This window comes from Streptomyces sp. NPDC000151, from assembly GCF_040301705.1.
In the GTDB taxonomy this organism is placed as follows: Bacteria; Actinomycetota; Actinomycetes; order Streptomycetales; family Streptomycetaceae; genus Streptomyces.
Genome location: NZ_JBEPFC010000008.1, coordinates 95,535 through 111,685 on the forward strand (window position 1 = coordinate 95,535; position 16,151 = coordinate 111,685).

General features: G+C 73.2%; 15 protein-coding genes and 1 pseudogene. 5 read left to right on the top strand and 11 right to left on the bottom strand.

The features are described from left to right. Nucleotides 1-69 precede the first annotated feature (69 nt). Nucleotides 70-1,137: an alkene reductase gene (locus ABT381_RS04870; RefSeq protein WP_351587725.1), complete on the top strand. Its 1,068-nt coding sequence runs from the start codon at nucleotides 70-72 to the stop codon at nucleotides 1,135-1,137. A gap of 84 nt (nucleotides 1,138-1,221) precedes the next feature. Here ABT381_RS04870 and ABT381_RS04875 read toward each other — a convergent pair whose 3' ends face one another. Continuing rightward, nucleotides 1,222-2,529: an alpha/beta fold hydrolase gene (locus tag ABT381_RS04875; RefSeq protein WP_351587728.1), complete on the bottom strand. Its 1,308-nt coding sequence runs from the start codon at nucleotides 2,527-2,529 to the stop codon at nucleotides 1,222-1,224. A 139-nt stretch (nucleotides 2,530-2,668) separates the two neighbouring features. Here ABT381_RS04875 and ABT381_RS04880 point away from each other — a divergent pair, with 139 nt between their 5' ends. Together ABT381_RS04880 and ABT381_RS04885 are read left to right on the top strand one after the other, a co-directional pair. Beyond that, entirely contained in the window at nucleotides 2,669-3,235 is a 567-nt protein-coding gene (locus ABT381_RS04880; protein ID WP_351587731.1) for a sigma factor, read from the top strand. Next, on the top strand, nucleotides 3,235-4,293 hold the full coding sequence (locus ABT381_RS04885; protein ID WP_351587734.1) for a maleylpyruvate isomerase family mycothiol-dependent enzyme: 1,059 nt from the start codon (nucleotides 3,235-3,237) through the stop codon (nucleotides 4,291-4,293). The genes ABT381_RS04880 and ABT381_RS04885 overlap by 1 nt, the downstream gene beginning before the upstream one ends. Nucleotides 4,294-4,420: 127 nt before the next feature. Here ABT381_RS04885 and thpD read toward each other — a convergent pair whose 3' ends face one another. The 4 genes from thpD to ectA form a co-directional block, all read right to left on the bottom strand. Then, complete coding sequence (gene thpD, locus ABT381_RS04890; RefSeq protein ID WP_351587737.1) at nucleotides 4,421-5,320, bottom strand: ectoine hydroxylase; 900 nt, start codon at nucleotides 5,318-5,320, stop codon at nucleotides 4,421-4,423. 74 nt (nucleotides 5,321-5,394) lie between these two features. Continuing rightward, entirely contained in the window at nucleotides 5,395-5,799 is a 405-nt protein-coding gene (locus tag ABT381_RS04895; protein ID WP_351587740.1) for an ectoine synthase, read from the bottom strand. An 84-nt stretch (nucleotides 5,800-5,883) separates the two neighbouring features. Further along, the gene (gene ectB, locus ABT381_RS04900) at nucleotides 5,884-7,152 is read right to left on the bottom strand and encodes a diaminobutyrate--2-oxoglutarate transaminase (RefSeq protein WP_351587743.1); all 1,269 of its coding nucleotides are present in this window, start codon (nucleotides 7,150-7,152) and stop codon (nucleotides 5,884-5,886) included. Nucleotides 7,153-7,207: 55 nt separating this feature from the next. After that, a complete protein-coding gene (gene ectA / locus ABT381_RS04905) occupies nucleotides 7,208-7,774 on the bottom strand; it encodes a diaminobutyrate acetyltransferase (protein WP_351587746.1) in 567 nt (188 codons plus the stop codon). A gap of 410 nt (nucleotides 7,775-8,184) precedes the next feature. Between ectA and ABT381_RS04910 the strand changes: the two genes are divergently transcribed. Next, nucleotides 8,185-9,276, top strand: a complete 1,092-nt coding sequence (locus ABT381_RS04910) for an amidohydrolase family protein (RefSeq protein WP_351587749.1) — start codon at nucleotides 8,185-8,187, stop codon at nucleotides 9,274-9,276. A gap of 119 nt (nucleotides 9,277-9,395) precedes the next feature. Here the strand turns inward: ABT381_RS04910 and ABT381_RS04915 are convergent, their stop codons facing one another. The 5 genes from ABT381_RS04915 to ABT381_RS04935 form a co-directional block, all read right to left on the bottom strand. After that, on the bottom strand, nucleotides 9,396-10,418 hold the full coding sequence (locus ABT381_RS04915) for a bile acid:sodium symporter family protein (protein WP_351587752.1): 1,023 nt from the start codon (nucleotides 10,416-10,418) through the stop codon (nucleotides 9,396-9,398). Nucleotides 10,419-10,490: 72 nt separating this feature from the next. Further along, nucleotides 10,491-11,522 carry a cytochrome d ubiquinol oxidase subunit II gene (locus tag ABT381_RS04920; protein WP_351587755.1) on the bottom strand — a complete coding sequence of 344 codons (1,032 nt, stop codon included), beginning with the start codon at nucleotides 11,520-11,522 and terminating at the stop codon, nucleotides 10,491-10,493. 11 nt (nucleotides 11,523-11,533) lie between these two features. After that, complete coding sequence (locus ABT381_RS04925; RefSeq protein WP_467754775.1) at nucleotides 11,534-12,928, bottom strand: cytochrome ubiquinol oxidase subunit I; 1,395 nt, start codon at nucleotides 12,926-12,928, stop codon at nucleotides 11,534-11,536. 188 nt (nucleotides 12,929-13,116) lie between these two features. Then, nucleotides 13,117-14,154 carry an Rv2231c family histidinol phosphate aminotransferase CobC gene (cobC, locus tag ABT381_RS04930; RefSeq protein WP_351587761.1) on the bottom strand — a complete coding sequence of 346 codons (1,038 nt, stop codon included), beginning with the start codon at nucleotides 14,152-14,154 and terminating at the stop codon, nucleotides 13,117-13,119. After that, a complete protein-coding gene (locus tag ABT381_RS04935) occupies nucleotides 14,151-14,633 on the bottom strand; it encodes a cobalamin biosynthesis protein (RefSeq protein WP_351587764.1) in 483 nt (160 codons plus the stop codon). The genes cobC and ABT381_RS04935 overlap by 4 nt, the downstream gene beginning before the upstream one ends. Nucleotides 14,634-14,785: 152 nt before the next feature. Between ABT381_RS04935 and ABT381_RS04940 the strand changes: the two genes are divergently transcribed. Further along, nucleotides 14,786-15,478 (top strand): ZIP family metal transporter, encoded by a 693-nt coding sequence (locus tag ABT381_RS04940; RefSeq protein WP_467754774.1) that lies wholly within the window; start codon nucleotides 14,786-14,788, stop codon nucleotides 15,476-15,478. A 23-nt stretch (nucleotides 15,479-15,501) separates the two neighbouring features. Here ABT381_RS04940 and ABT381_RS04945 read toward each other — a convergent pair. Next, nucleotides 15,502-16,151 (bottom strand): annotated as a pseudogene (locus ABT381_RS04945) (cobyrinate a,c-diamide synthase); the annotation flags it as partial.

The window sequence follows — 16,151 nt, forward strand, 5'->3', positions numbered from 1 at the left end:
TCGGGAATGTCCCGGCGGCAGGCCGTGTTGGGGACCGGTGACCGCACAGGCTTTTGTGAAAGGAACGCCTTGACCACTGCTTTCGACCCCGTCGACCTGGCCGGGCTGACGCTCGCCAACCGCCTCGTCATGGCCCCGATGACGCGCAACCGCGCCACCGCCGACGGCGTGCCCACCCCGTCCATGGTCCGCTACTACACCCAGCGGGCCTCGGCCGGCCTCATCATCACCGAAGCCACCCAGCCGAACGTCGTGGGCCGCGGCTACCCGCTCACCCCCGGGCTGCACACCGCCGAGCAGATCGCGGGCTGGCGTACGGTCACCGACTCCGTGCACGCCGCGGGCGGCAAGATCTTCGCGCAGCTGTGGCACGGCGGCCGCATCGGCCACCCGGTGCTGCTGCCGGACGGCCTGATACCGGTCGGCCCCTCGGCGGTCGCCGCCGACCAGCAGGTCTTCACCCAGGACGGCATGAAGGACTGCGTCGTCCCGCGCGAGCTGACCGACGACGAAGTACGCGAGACCATCGCGGACTTCGCGGTCGCCGCGCGCAACGCCATCGAGGCGGGCTTCGACGGCGTGGAGATCCACGGCGCCAACGGCTACCTCATCCACCAGTTCCTCTCGCCCGCGAGCAACCTGCGCACCGACGAGTGGGGCGGCTCGGACGAGGCCCGCGCCCGGTTCGCCATCGAGGTCACCAAGGCCGTCGCGGCGGAGATCGGCGCGTACCGCACCGGCCTGCGGATCTCGCCCGGCAACCCCTTCAACGGCATGTCGGAGCCCGAGCCCGAGGCCACCTACACCGCGCTGGTCGAGGCCGTCGCGCCGCTGGGCCTGGCCTATCTGCACACCTGCGACGTGTGGGACGCGGACCTGCTGGCGCGGCTGCGGAAGCGCTTCGGCGGCACGTTCGTGCTGAACCCCGCCACCAAGGGCCGGCCCACCGGGCCCGAGGAGCTGTCCCTGGTCGAGGAGGGCGAGGCCGACCTCCTGGCGTACGGCGCGCTGTTCCTCGCCAACCCCGACCTGCCCGCGCGCCTCGCGGCCGGCGGCCCGTTCAACGAGCCGGTACGGGAGAGCTTCTACGGCGGCGACGACAGCGGCTACGTGGACTACCCGGCGCTCACCGGCTGACCGCCGGCACGGGGGTGCCCGGGCGGGTGGCCGCGCCCTAGGGGGTGTCTTACGGCCATCCGCCCGGACCGCCGACCGAAGCCGTCACACCTCCCCGCGCACCATCCGCAGCAGCCGGTCCAGCACGGCGCCGTCGCTCGCGGTCAGGCCGTCGTGCTCCCACTCGTTCGTCAGCCAGACCCGCAGGCCCCGGATGCGGTCCGCCGTGCGCAGCGCGTGCTCCCGGTCGACGTACATGTCGTCGGCGTACACCGCGGCCGCGACCGGCACCTCGTTGGCCGCCAGCCGCTCCGCGTCGTACAGATCGGGCCAGTCCGTCCGCTCCGCCAGCGCCTGCGCGGTCTCCTTCAGCGGGCGCAGCGCCGGGTCGGTGTCGAAGAGCCAGGGGAAGATCGTCTCGCCCGTGAAGTACACCGGGCCGCCGTCCGCGAGGGCCCGGTCCGCGTCGAACTCCGGGAACTCCGGACGGACGCGGTGCGCCGCCCAGCCGGTGCCGGCCGGATCCACCGACCGCTGTCCGTAGATCGACTCGTGCAGCACGGCGAACATCGGGTGCGCGGCAAAGGACACCTGGGCGCGTACCCGCTCCAGGAACACGTCCGAGAGCTCCGGACCGCCGACGCCCGGCACCCACGCCTCGTCGAGGATGTCGTGCAGCACGTACGAGCCGCCGCCGGCGCCGAGCAGCATCCCCAGCGTCTGGAACATCTCCGCGGTCAGCGGGCCGCCGCCCGGCAGCCGGACGTCGTGCGCGCGCAGCCGCGCGACGATCCGCCGGACCGCTTCGACGTCCTGCGGATAGCGGGCGTAGTGGGCCGCGTTCTTGCGCGCGATGCGGGGATAGGCCGCCCGGTAGACGTCCTGTGCGGTCGCGTCCAGGCCGGGCAATCCACCGGTGATGAAGGCCTCGCGCAGCCCCTCGGGCGCGGACGAGAGGTAGTGGACCGTGCAGAAGCCGCCGAAGCTCTGGCCCAGTACGCTCCACCGCTCCTCGCCGATCAGGTGGCGGCGGAACAGCTCGGCGTCGCGCACGATGGAGTCCGCGCGGAAGTGGGCGAGGTGGTCGGCCTGTTCGCAGGGGCCGCCGCGGCGGGCCAGGGTCTGCCGGTTCGCGGGCGTGGAGCGGCCGGTGCCGCGCTGGTCCAGCAGCAGGACGCGGTACTCGCGCAGCGCGCGGTCCAGCCAGGACTCCCGGGCGAGCGGGCGCGGCGTCGTCAGCCCGGGGCCGCCGCGCAGATACAGCAGCCACGGCAGCCGCTCGTGCTCCCGGCCCGCCGCCACGGCCTCGCGCCCGCAGACCTCGATCCGCTCGCCGTCCGGGCGCGCGTGGTCCAGCGGGACCTGAAGGACGTGGTCGGTCAGGACGATCCCCGGCCGCCGGTCGACGGTCATGGTGCTCCCTCGGTTCGAGTCGTTCGCGTGTGTCCGCTTGTTCCCTGCCGGAACGGCGCCAGGTCAGGCTAGCCTCGCCCGGGCGCCGGGCAATTCGGCCGGGCGGACGGCTACCGCGCGGCGGCGCGGCGAGCTACGAATGGCAGCACGACCTCACGAGGTGGTGCCGGTGGACCGGAGAGCCGCTAGTTCGTCAACCCCGCCGCGCGACGAGGACCTGCACCGGCGCCTGGTGTACGGCGACGAGTCCGCCCTCGGCGAGGTGTACGACGCCTTCGGCGGGCTGGTGCACGCCGTCGCCCGCAGCGTCACCCGCAGCACGAACGCCGCCGAGGACGTCGTCCAGGAGGTGCTCACCCAGCTGTGGGCCCGCCCCTACGCCTTCGACCCGGCCCGCGGCTCGCTGCGCGCCTGGCTCAGCATGTTCGCCCACCGGCGGGCCGTCGACCGGGTGCGCGACGAGGAGCGCGAGCCCGTGGCCGCGCTCGCCGACGCCGCGCTGCTCCACGCCGCGCTCGCCGAACTCCCCCTGGCCCAGCGGCAGGTGCTCCACCTGGCGTACTTCGCGGGGCGCACCTACCGGCAGGCCGCGGTGGAGCTGGGCATTCCCGAGGAGACCGCCAAGACCCGGCTGCGCGCGGCGCTGCGCAGCCTCGCCGACCGGCTGGCCGACCCGCCGGATCCGGCCGTCGAGAGAGGCATCTGATGGGCTGGGACCCCGCGGAGGAACACCCCGAGATCGACGCGCTGCTCGCCGCCTGGGCGCTGGACGCGGTGATGTCCGGCGACGAGGAACGCATCCGCGCGCACGTCGAGGACTGCGCGGAGTGCGCGGAGGAACTGGCGCGGCTGCGGGAGGCGGTGCACCGGCTGGACGGGCCGCCTCCCGAGCCGGCCAAGGGCGGCAAGCGGGGCGCGGACAAGGTCGGCCGGGGGCGGCTGATGGCGTCGGCACGCGCGGCGCGCACCGGGCACGACGCGCCGGCCGCGCACGCCGCTCCGTACGCCGCGGCGGTCGCGAGCCTGGAGGCGCTGCTGCGCGAGCTGGACGGTACGCCGGCGCGCTGGGGGACGCCGGTGGTGCACGACTGGGACGTACAGGGCACGGTCGCGCATCTGATCGCGGCGGACGAGCCGCTGGCCGAGCGGCTGGGGCTGCTGCCGGTGACGCGCGCCGAACCCGGGGGAGCCGGGGACGCGGCGCCGTGGGAGGTGCGCTGGGCTGCGCGTACGGAAGAGGTGGTGACGTACGAGCACACCCGGCCGCCCGCCGAGACGGCCGAGGCGTGGCGGACGCAGGCGCACGGGCTGCTGGACCTGCCCGAGGCGCGGGAGGCGGAGCCGGCCGCGCTGTCCACGGCGCTGATGGGCCGCCGGCTGCCGGTCGCCGACCACTATGTAATCAGGGCGTTCGAGACCTGGATCCACACCCGGGACATCGGGCGGGCGCTCGGCCTGGGCGTGCCCGCGCCGCCGCCCGTGCACTTGCGGCGGCTGGTGGCCCTCGCGGTGCGGATCCTGGACCTGGCGCTGGGGGACGGGGCCCGGCCCGTCCTGCTGGCGGTGGAGGGCGAGGCGGGCGGCGACTGGGTACTGGGCCCGGCCGCCGAGCCGGTCGCCGCCGAACTGGTCCTGGACGCGGTCGACCTCTGCCTGCTGGTGGGCGGCCGGCTCACCCCGCAGGAGGTGAGCCGGGGCCAGGCAGGCGACGCGGCCGCCGCTCAGCATGTGCTGGCGACGGCCGCGTCACTCGCCTGGTTGTGAGCCGGAGACCCCTGGGGGACCCAAGGCCCCCCGGCCCGTAACCGGGCGCCTCGTCACGAGGGAGAGGACACCACGGGATCGCGTCTCCTACGGGACGTCTCACAGGAGGCGTCTCGTGCGGGACGGTTCACTTGACCGGGGTGAAGTCCCGGGCACCGATGTACTCCGGGCGCCGCACCGGGGCCGCGAACGGCTCGACCGCGGCGTTCTCCACGCTGTTGAACACGATGAAGACGTTGCTCCGCGGGTACGGCGTGATGTTGTCGCCGGAGCCGTGCATGGCGTTGCAGTCGAACCACGTCGCCGAGCCCGCCTTGCCGGTGAACAGGCGGATGCCGTGCCGGTCGGCCAGCTTGGTCAGCGCCTCGTCCGTCGGGATCCCCGCGTCCTGCATCTGCAGGGACCGCTTGTAGTTGTCCTTCGGCGTCTCGCCCGCACAGCCCAGGAAGAACTTGTGCGAACCCGGCATGATCATCAGGCCGCCGTTGGTGTCGTAGTTCTCGGTCAGCGCGATCGAGATGGACACCGTGCGCATGTTCGGCAGGCCGTCCTCGGCGTGCCAGGTCTCGAAGTCCGAGTGCCAGTAGAACCCCGAGGCACCGAAGCCCGGCTTGACGTTGATCCGCGACTGGTGGACGTAGACGTCCGAGCCGAGAATCTGACGGGCGCGCCCTACCACGCGCGGGTCGGAGACCAGCTTGGCGAACACCTCGCTGATCTTGTGCACCTCGAACACGGACCGGACCTTGTCCGACTTCGCCTCGACGATCGAGCGCGGGTCGGCCTTGACCTCCGGGTCATGGGTGAGCCGGTCCAGCTCGGCGCGGTACACCGTGACTTCGTCCGGCGTCAGCAGTTCCTCGATGGCGAAGAAGCCGTCGCGTTCGAAGTCGCTCAGCTCGGACGGCTGGAACGGGCCTGCCGTGCCGGGCTGCGACCACACCACCGGATCCTGGCGCGGGGTGATCACCTCGGTGGCCCCACGGGTCGGGTACAGGTCGGCGGTGCGCTCGGGTGCGGTGGTCATGGTGTTGCCTTCCTCTCCTCTCGTACGTGCCTTCCTCAACTGCCGGACGGGGCAGCGGGCCTGATCCAGCGGCGTCAGCTCGCCTCGGGCTCGGTGAGCAGCGGGTACACGCCGTTCTCGTCGTGGTCCTCGCGACCGGTGACCGGCGGATTGAAGACGCACACGCAACGGAAGTCCGTCTTCGGCCGCAGGGTGTGCTTCTCATGGCCGTTGAGCAGGTACATCGTGCCGGGCTCGATCCAGTGCTTCTCACCGGTCTCGCGGTTGGTGAGCTCTGCCTCGCCCTCTACGCACAGTACGGCCTCGATGTGGTTGGCGTACCACATGTCGGTCTCGGTGCCCGCGTAAAGGATGGTTTCGTGCAGCGAGAAGCCGACACCCTCCTTGGCGAGCACGATGCGCTTGCTCTCCCACGTCCCCGAAGCGGACTTGACGTGGCGGTCGGTGCCCTCGATGTCCTTGAACGAGCGAACGATCACGTGGTTCAAAACCTTTCTGTTCTGCGGGTGGTGAGATCCGCGAGGGCCGGCCGGCGGGCTGCCGGCCGGCCCCGTACACGTCGGTCAGACGCAGTCGCGGACCGCGCGGGCGAGGGTGCGCAGCCCCTCGTCCAGCTCATCGGGGGTGGTGGTGAGCGCCGGCAGCAGCTTGACGACCTCACTCTCCGGCCCCGAAGTCTCGATCAGCAGGCCCAGCTCGAAGGCCCGCTTGGCGATTTTGTTGGCCAGAGTCTTGTCCTCGAACTCCATGCCCCAGACCATGCCGCGGCCGCGGAAGTCCACGCCGGCCCGCGGGTGCTCCTCGGCGATGGCCCGCAGGTGGGACTCGATGATCTCGCCGCGGGCGATGGTCTGCTTCTCCATCTGGCCGTCGGCCCAGTACGTGTCCAGGGTGGCGGCGGCGGTGACGAAGGCGGGGTTGTTGCCGCGGAAGGTGCCGTTGTGCTCGCCCGGCTCCCAGACGTCCAGCTCCGGCTTGAAGAGCGTGAGCGCGAGCGGCAGACCGTAGCCGCTGATGGACTTGGAGACCGTGACGATGTCCGGCACGATGCCCGCCTCCTCGAAGGAGAAGAAGGCACCGGTGCGGCCACAACCCATCTGGATGTCGTCCACGATGAGCAGCATGTCACGGCGCTTGCACAGATCCGCGAGGGCGCGCAGCCATTCGGCGCGGGCGACATTGATGCCGCCCTCGCCCTGGACCGTCTCGACGATCACGGCGGCCGGCGTGTTGAGACCGGAACCCTGGTCCTCCAGCAGCCGCTCGAACCAGAGGAAGTCCGGGTAGCGGCCGTCGAGGTAGTGGTCGAAGGGCATCGGGGTGCCGTGCACCAGCGGGATGCCGGCGCCGGCGCGCTTGAAGGCGTTGCCGGTGACCGCGAGCGAGCCGAGCGACATGCCGTGGAAGGCGTTGGTGAAGGACACGATCGACTCGCGGCCCTTGACCTTGCGGGCCAGCTTCAGCGCGGCCTCGACCGCGTTGGTGCCCGTCGGGCCCGGGAACATGACCTTGTACGGCAGGTCGCGCGGCCGCAGGATGACGTTCTGGAAGGACTCCAGGAAGGCCCGCTTGGCCGTGGTGGACATGTCCAGGCCGTGGGTGACGCCGTCCCGCTCGATGTAGTCGATCAGCGCGCGTTTCAGGACCGGGTTGTTGTGGCCGTAGTTCAGAGACCCGGCGCCGGCGAAGAAGTCGAGGTAGGCGTGGCCGTCCTCGTCGTACATGCGGCTGCCCTGCGCCCGGTCGAAGACGGTGGGCCAGCTGCGGCAGTAGCTCCGCACCTCGGACTCGACGGTTTCGAAGACGCTCAGATCCGGCTGGGTGATGGTCACAGCTGCTCCTGGGATGTGGGGTGTGACAGAGAGGGAAGTCTTGGGGTGCGCGCGCTCAGCGCACTGGCTGGGCAGGGGCGGCGAAGGGGCCGATGTGGTGCAGCACCTCCGGCTCGTGACCCTCCTCGGGGAACAGCCCGGCGTCGAAGAGGACCTCGCGCTCCACGGAGGCGCCGTGGCGCTCCGCGAAGGAGGCGAAGAGCCGGTTCGATGCGGCGTTGTCGGGCGAGATCGTGGTTTCGAGGCGAGTGATGCCCTGCTCCTGCGCGACGCGGCCGGCGAGGCCGTCCAGGAGAGCTGCCGCCAGCCCGCGGCCACGGTGCGCGTCGTCGACGGCGACCTGCCACACGACGAGGGCCTCGGGGCGGGCGGGGCGGATGTAGCCGGTGATGAAGGCGGCCGGCTCGCCCTTCGCGTCGCGTGCGACGACGGAAGTGGCGGCGAAGTCACGGCACCACAGCAGGTAGCTGTAGGAGGAGTTCAGGTCCAGCGTGCGGGAGTCCCGGGCGATGCGCCAGATGGCGGCCCCGTCCTCCACTCGCGGGGCATCGAGCTTGAAGCCCTCCGGCATTTCTCTGAATTCGCTTCGGGCACGTGCAAGGTCTGCTTGTGCGGCGGTCATGCGAATTAAATTTACCGAGGGAAATTCGAAATTGCATCGCGGGATGGGGTTACGGAGACGGGGGGTTCTGTGTTATCGCGCGGGGGCGTACGGGCGCACGGAAGACCCTTGGGATGTCTTGGTTTGCCCGGAAAATACGGGGCAAATCAGTCCGGCTGTGGGGTCGGTCACATGTGCGTAACGGCCGCGAGATCCGTCCGAATTACGGGACTTGCGGGTCACCCGAATCGACGCGTTTGAGCTGCGGAAAAGCGGGCAGAAGAATACGGGAAGCTGCGCACCTGAAGAATTGGCAATTCTCTGGTAACAGGTGTACAGCAAGGAAAGCCCGGAGCGCCATGGGGTTTCCGGGATTCTTCCTCGGCGACCGTCCTGTCCAGCGCTTCACGCCCGGCTCGTACAGTGCGTGCATGAGCGATAGCGCGGTGCTGCACATCAAGGGGAGGGTCCTGGCCGGGCCGGACGACGTACGGGACGGCCTGTGGGTCGTCGGCGGACGCGTCAGTTACGAGCGGCCGCCCGGGGCGCGGGACGTCACCACCATCGAGGGCTGGGCGCTGCCGGGCCTGGTCGACGCCCACTGCCACGTCGGCCTGGACGCGCACGGCGCGGTCGACGAGGCGACCAGTGAGAAGCAGGCGCTCACCGACCGCGAGGCGGGCACCCTGCTGATCCGCGACGCCGGCTCGCCCGCCGACACCCGCTGGATCGACGACCGGGAGGACCTGCCGCGGATCATCCGCGCCGGCCGTCACCTCGCGCGCACCCGCCGCTACATCCGCAACTTCGCGCACGAGATCGAGCCCGAGGACCTGGTGGCGTACGTCGCGCAGGAGGCGAAGCGGGGCGACGGCTGGGTCAAGCTCGTCGGCGACTGGATCGACCGGGAGACCGGCGACCTCGCGTCCTGCTGGCCGCGCGGCGCGGTCGAGGCCGCGATCGCCGAGGCGCACCGGCTGGGGGCACGCGTCACGGCCCACTGCTTCGCCGAGGAGTCCCTCGCGCCCCTCGTGGAGGCGGGCATCGACTGCATCGAGCACGCCACGGGCCTGACCGAGGAGACGATTCCGCTCTTCGCCGAGCGCGGCGTCGCGATCGTACCGACGCTGGTCAACATCGCGACCTTCCCGCAGCTGGCGGCCGGTGGCGACGAGAAGTACCCGCGCTGGGCCGACCACATGCGGCGGCTGTACGAGCGGCGCTACGACACGGTACGGGCGGCGTACGACGCGGGGGTGCCGGTGTACGTCGGTACGGACGCGGGCGGGTCGCTCGCGCACGGTCTCGTCGCCCAGGAGGTCGGGGAGCTGGTCAAGGCCGGGATTCCGGCCTTGGACGCGCTCTCGGCGACGGCTTGGGGGGCCCGGGAGTGGCTCGGGCGGCCGGGCCTGGTGGAGGGCGCGTCGGCCGACCTGGTCGTGTACGAGTCGGATCCCCGGGAAGACGTACGGGTTCTCGGTACGCCGCGGCGGGTGATTCTGCGGGGGCGGGTGGTGAGCTGACCATCCTTCCCCCCGCTGCGGGCAGTCGTGCCTCTGGGGCGGCACGGGTGGGCGCAGCGGCACCCACCGGCAGGTAGCCGAAAACGCTCCCCGGCCACCCCGGCGCCCTGGCGGTGAGGCTACGCGCCTGCGCTCATCCGATCGCGGCGCGCCATCCACGCCGCCACCACCGCGCCCGAGATGTTGTGCCACACGGAGAAGACCGCCGCAGGCAGCGCCGCCGCCGGGCTGAAGTGGGCCGTGGCCAGGGACGCCGCCAGGCCGGAGTTCTGCATGCCGACCTCGAAGGCCATGGCCCGGCTCGCCGGGCGGCCCAGCCGGGCCAGGGTGCCCGCGCCGTAGCCGAGCGCCAGGCCGAGCCCGTTGTGCAGGACCACCGCGAGCAGCACCAGCGCCGCCGCGTCCTTGATCTGCGCCGCGCTGCCCGCCACCACGACCAGCACGATCACCGCGATGGTCAGCGCGGAGAGCCACGGCAGCGCGCGCAGCACCCGGCCGATGAAGCGGCCCGCGACCAGCCGGACCAGCAGCCCGGCGACCACCGGCAGGAGCACGGTCTTGAGGATGTCGGTCACCATCACCCCGGCGTCCACATGCATGAACTGCCCGGCGAGCAGATACGTGAGCGGCGGGGTCACGAAGGGCGCGACCACGGTGGAGACGGTGGCGACCGAGACCGACAGGGCCACGTCGCCGCGGGCGAGGTAGGTCACGACGTTGGAGGCCGTACCGCTCGGGGCGCAGCCGACCAGGATCACGCCGGCCGCCAGCGCGGGCGGCAGGTCCAGCACGGTGGCCACCAGCCAGCCCAGCCCCGGCATGATCACGTAGTGCGCGACCAGGCCCAGGCCGACCGCCCACGGCCGCTTGGCGACCGCGGCGAAGTCCGGGACGGTGAGCGTGAGGCCCATCGAGAACATCACGACGCCGAGCAGCCAGGGCACGGAAGGGGCCCAGCCGGTGAAGTGCGACGGCCAGACCAGGCCGATCAGCCCGGCCACGATCACGAGCAGCGGGAAGAGCGTGACGGCGCGCCGCGCGGCGCGGTCGGAGGCGGGGAGGTCGCCGGTCCCCGGCGCGTGCGGCGCGGCGGGCGCGGGCCCCTCGGACGCCGCCTTCTGGTTCGTCTGCTCGTTCGTCACGTCGGCACCTTACGGCGACCTTACGTGTACGGAGCAACGGGGTTCCGGATGGTGGACGGGGAGCGCGGCTGCTCACGGGCCGCCCCCGGCCTCTTCGTGGGCCCGCTCCGGGGCGGCGGGAGCCGCACGCTGGAAGATCGCGTACAGCCACCACAGGGACGGCACGAGCAGCACGGCGCCCACCGCCAGGCAGATCAGGCACGCGGTCAGCACGGACGGCTGCGCCGCCGCGCCCGCCACGGTCACATCCGGTACGAGCACGGCCGGGTACTGCGCGGCGCCCCACGCCCACAGAATCAGCGCGACCGCGAGCGCGGCGAGCACGCGGGCCGCGGCCGGGCGGCGGCGCAGCACGGCCAGCCCCGCCACGCCCGTGCACGAGCTGAGGATCACCAGCGGCAGCGCCCGGTGGGTCAGCCCGTGGAACAGCCGGGGCGCGTCCGCATGCAGTACGGCGATGCCGACCAGCGCGACGACACCGGCGAAGAGTCCGCTCGCCACCGCCCGGCGCCGGAACCACCGCACCAGCCCCGCGTCGCCCTCCCGCGCCGCGTCCGCGCACAGGTAGACGGCCGCCAGATGCCCGCAGGTCAGCACGGCGAGCACGCCGCCCAGCGCCGAGGTGGGGTTCAGCCAGCTGGTGAGGACGTCGCCGCGGGCCAGGCCCGGCGGCACCCGCCCGGAGGCCACGCCGCCCGCCACCGTGCCGAGGAAGAACGGCGTGACGACGGAGGAGACGGCGAAGCAGGCGCCGAACAGGCGCTGCTGCCACAGCTCCGTACTCGCCTTGCGGAACGCGAAGGCGGCGCCCCGCGCGATGATCCCCAGCGCCGCCAGGGTCAGCGGGATGTACAGCGTGGAGAGCACGGCCGCGAAGACGCCGGGGAACCCGGACCACAGCAGCACGATCACGAAGATCAGCCAGACGTGGTTGGCCTCCCACACCGGCCCGATCGTGTGCTCCATCAGGGACCGCCGGGGCCGCCCGGGGCCCGCCCGGCCGGCCAGCAGGTCCCACAGGCCGGCCCCGAAGTCCGCGCCGCCGAAGAGCGCGTAACAGGTCAGCCCCAGCCACATGACCGCGAGCATGGTGTCGGCAAGCATGGCCCGTCCCCTCAGACGACCGGTGACCGCTGCACGTCGCTCTCCTGCGGGGCGGCCGGTACCGGCCGTTCCCGGGCGAGCCGGCGCAGCACGTAGACCGTGGCCACGGTCATCGCCGCGTACACGACCAGGACCAGCCACAGCCCGTTCATCAGGCCCGGCGCCGGGTTCACCGCCTCCCGTACGGTCATCACGCCCTGCACGACCCACGGCTGGCGGCCCAGCTCCGTGACGACCCAGCCGCACTCCAGGGCCACCACGGCGGCCGGACCGGTCAGCGCGGCGGGCCACAGGTAGAGCCGCATGCCGCGCACCTCCAGGAGGCCGGCGGCGCCCGTACGCCGGCGCCACCACCACGCCACCGCCAGCAGCACCCCCATGGCCAGCAGGAACATCCCGGCCAGCACCATCACGTCGAACGCCAGGTGGACGGCGGTCACGGCCGGCCACTGGGCGCGCGGGACCTTCTCCAGGCCCTGGACGACCGTGCCGGGGGAGTACCCGATGAGCAGCGACAGTCCGCTGGGGATCTCCAGCCCGTACTGCAGCCCGCCCGTACCGGCGATCCCGCCGAGCGTGAGCGGTACGTGGTCGGCCGTGCGGTACACGCCCTCCATGGCGGCCAGCTTCACCGGCTGGTAGTCGGCGACGAACCGCGCCGCCCAGTCGCCCACGACGAGCTGGAACGGGGTGACCAGCGCGCCGAGCGACAGCGGCAGGAAGAAGCCGGTGCGGTGGTAGCGGCCGTCGCGGCCGCGCAGCAGCGCCACCGCGTAGACGCTCGCCGTGAGAAACGCGGCGACCATCAGGGCGGCCAGGATCATGTGCACGGTCTGCGGCGGCGCGGCCGGGTTGAGCATCGCCGCCCACGGGTCGACGGACGTCACCCGCCCGCCATGGACCGTGAACCCGCGCGGCTGGTTCATCCAGGCGTTCGCGCACACCACGAAGAACGCGGACGCCACCCCGGCGACCACGATGGGCAGCCCGGTCAGCATGTGCTGCCGCGGCGGCAGCCGGTCCCACGCGTACAGGTAGATGCCCAGGAAGATCGCCTCGATGAAGAAGGCGATGCCCTCCAGGGCGAACGGCAGGCCGATGACCTGCCCGAACCTGCCCATCAGGCCCGGCCAGAGCAGGCCCATCTCGAAGCTCAGGATGGTCCCGGAGACCGCGCCGACGGCGAAGAGGACGCCCATCGCGCGGGCCCAGCGCCGCGCGAGCAGCTGGACGGCCGGGTCGCCGGTGCGCCGGCCGAGCCACTCGGCGGCCAGCGTGAGCAGCGGCAGCCCGACGCCGAGGCACGCCAGCACGATGTGCCAGGCGAGCGAGAAGCCCATCTGGGCGCGGGCCGCCGAGAGGTCGCCCCGGGTCGAGGCGTCGGCGAGGCGGAAGGCGTCGGACAGCGGCGCTTCGAAGAGGCGCGCGGCGGCGGTGGACAAGGAGCCCCCCATGGCGGACTCTGACGGCGGACGACTGGATCGCAGTACCCGCGCCCTGCCCGGCGAAACGGACATACCGCCGACCGTGCGGCGCCGTCACCCGGGCGTGTGCCTCCTGTGCCGCCGGAGGCCCCAGAACCCCGGAGAGGGCCTCAGACCGCCTTCGCCAGCGCCGTCACGAAGCGGTCGGTGGTGTCCCGGTCCCGGACCGCCAGCCGCAGCCACTCGGCGCCCAGCCCCGGGAACGTGTCGCCGCGCCGGACCGCGAAGCCCAGCTCCCGCAGCCGCTCCCGTACGCCCGCCGCGTCCGGCAGCCGGATCAGCACGAACGGCCCCTCGGCCGGCCCCACCACCGTGACCTTCGGGAACTCGCCCAGCCGCGCGATCAGGTACGCCCGGTCGGCCGCGATGGCCCCGGCCGCCTCAGCGGCCTCCGCGAGCGCCTCCGGGCCGCTGCACGCCTCCGCCGCGGTGAGCGCGGGCGAGGAGACCGGCCACAGCGGCTGGACCCGCTCCAGCGCCTCGATGATCTCCGGGCCGGCCAGTACGTACCCGATGCGCAGCCCGGCCAGCCCCCAGGTCTTGGTGAGGCTGCGCAGCACCACCAGGCCCGGCAGGTCCGTACGGGAGGCCAGGGACTCCGCCTCGCCCGGCACCGCGTCCATGAACGCCTCGTCGACGACCAGCGTGCGGCCCGGCCGCGCCAGCGCCGCCACGGCCTCCGCGGGGTGCAGCACGGAGGTGGGGTTGGTCGGGTTGCCGACGACCACCAGGTCCGCGTCCTCCGGTACCGCCTCCGGAGTCAGCCGGAAGCCGTCCTCTTCGGTGAGCAGCACCCGCCGCACCGTGTGCCCGGCGTCCCGCAGGGCCGCCTCCGGCTCGGTGAACTGCGGGTGCACCACGACCGGACGCGCGGCGCGCACGGCCCGCGCGAGCAGCACGAACGCCTCGGCGGCCCCGGCCGTCAGCAGCACCCGGGAGGCCGGGACCCCGTGCCGGGCGGCGACCGCGGCGCGCGCGTCCGCGCCGTCCGGGTACGCGGCCAGCCCGTCCAGCGACGCGGCGATCCGGGCCTTGAGCCAGGCCGGCGGGGTGCCCGTACGGACGTTGACGGCCAGGTCGGTCAGGCCGGCCGCGGCGCCGCGTACCTCGGCGTCCCCGTGGTGGCGAAGGTCGGGCAGGGTGGTCACGGCGTCTCCTCGTGCGTGCGTACGGTCGGATGCGTGCTGCTGTCGTGCGGTGCGGCGCGGCGGGCGACCGCGCAGGTGGCCCGGGCCGCGCCGCCGTCCGCCGGCGCGGACTTCCGCTTGGGCACGGCCAGCGTGCCGCCCGGACCCGCGGCGGCCAGCGCGGCGGCCTCGGCGACGGACGGCGTCCCGGCGGCCGCCAGCACCGCGCCCGAGGGATGCGGCACCGGCACGGCGGCCAGCACGGCGGCCGGGTACGACCACAGCTCCACCCCCAGCAGCGCCGCCGCGGCCACCGGCCCCGGCTCCCGGGCCCTGGCGTCCACGGTGGCCAGTGCGCGCACGGCGGCGAGCGGCAGCCCGGCCTCCGCGAGCACCGCTTTGACCAGCGCCGTCAGCTCCTCCGCCGGTACTCCGGGCCGTGCGCCGATCCCCACCGTCAGGTCCCGCCCGGAGCCTTCCGCTTCACGCTCAGTGGGCATGGCGGGTCCTTTCAGCAGGGCGGAGCCGGACATGCGGGACCGGCCGGGGATCGTTAAGCAGGTGACACGGGTACCGGCACCGGTACACCTCCGGGCACGGCGGCGGAAGGGGCGAGACAGTGCCTGTGGTCATCGCGGTCGGCGCGTTCCTGATGACGCTCATCGGCGGCTGGGTCGCCCACCGGGTCACCGACCGCCGCCATCTCATCCTCGGCCTCGCCGGCGGCCTGATGCTGGGCGTCGTCGGCCTCGACCTGCTGCCGGAGGCCCTGGAGGCGGCCGGTGTACGGCTTCTCGGCGTCCCCGCCGCGCTGCTCTGCTTCGTACTGGGCTTCCTGGCCGCGCACGCCGCCGAACGGCTGCTGGCCGTACGGAAGGCCGCGCACGGCATGGACCCGGAGGAGCGCGTCCCGCAGGTGGGGCTGACGGCCGCCGCCGCCATGGTCGTGCACAGCCTCATGGACGGCTTCGCGATCGGCGCCGCGTACCAGGTGGGCAGCGACATGGCGGTGGCCGTGGCGCTCGCCGTGATCGCCCACGACTTCGCCGACGGCTTCAACACGTACACGATCGCCAGCCTCTACGGGAACGCCCGGCGCAAGGCGCTGCTGCTGCTCGGCGCGGACGCGGTGGCGCCGCTCGCGGGCGCGGCGATCACGCTGGCCGTCACCCTGCCGGAGCAGCCGCTCGGGTTTTACCTGGGCTTCTTCGGCGGCGTCCTGCTCTACCTCGCGACCTCCGACATCCTGCCCGAGGCCCACCACGACCACCCCGCCCTGTCGACGCTGGGCTGTACGGCCGCCGGCGTGGGCTTCATGTGGCTGGTGGTCGGCCTGGCGGGCTGAGAACAGGGACGCCGCCGCACGCATCAGGCGCTCGCCGCCCACGCCGCGGCCCGCGCCGCCAGCCGGTGCGCGAGCGACGGCTCGGCGGCCCAGTGCACGTGCAGGTACGAGGCGTGCACGCCGCCCTGGACGAAGCCCTCGGTGCGGCGCTCGGGACGGACGAAGCCCCAGGCGGGGCGCTCGCCGGTGCCCGGCTCCAGCACCGTGCGGTGGAACTCGTGACCGCGCACCCGGGTCCCGGCCGCCGCCAGCGCGCTGTCCTCGATGGCCACCGCCTCCCGGTAGCCCAGCGTCAGCCGCTCCGACATCCGCCCGTCGGCCGGCAGCACGCCGCACATCGGCCTGCCGTCCAGCGACCGCGACAGGTACAGCAGGCCCGCGCACTCCGCGGCGACCGGCGCCCCCGCGGCCGCCAGCCGGGCGACCTCGGCGCGCAGCGGTGCGTTCGCCGACAGCTCCGGCGCGTACACCTCGGGGAACCCGCCGCCGATCACCAGCCCGGCCGTGTCCGGCGGCAGCTTCTCGTCACGCAGCGGGTCGAACGTGACGACCTCGGCGCCCGCCGCCGTCAGCAGCTCGGCGTGCTCCGCGTACGAGAACGTGAAGGCGGCGCCGCCCGCGACCGCGATCACCGGCCGGCCCGCCGCGGGCACGTCCGGGGCCGCGGGCTCCC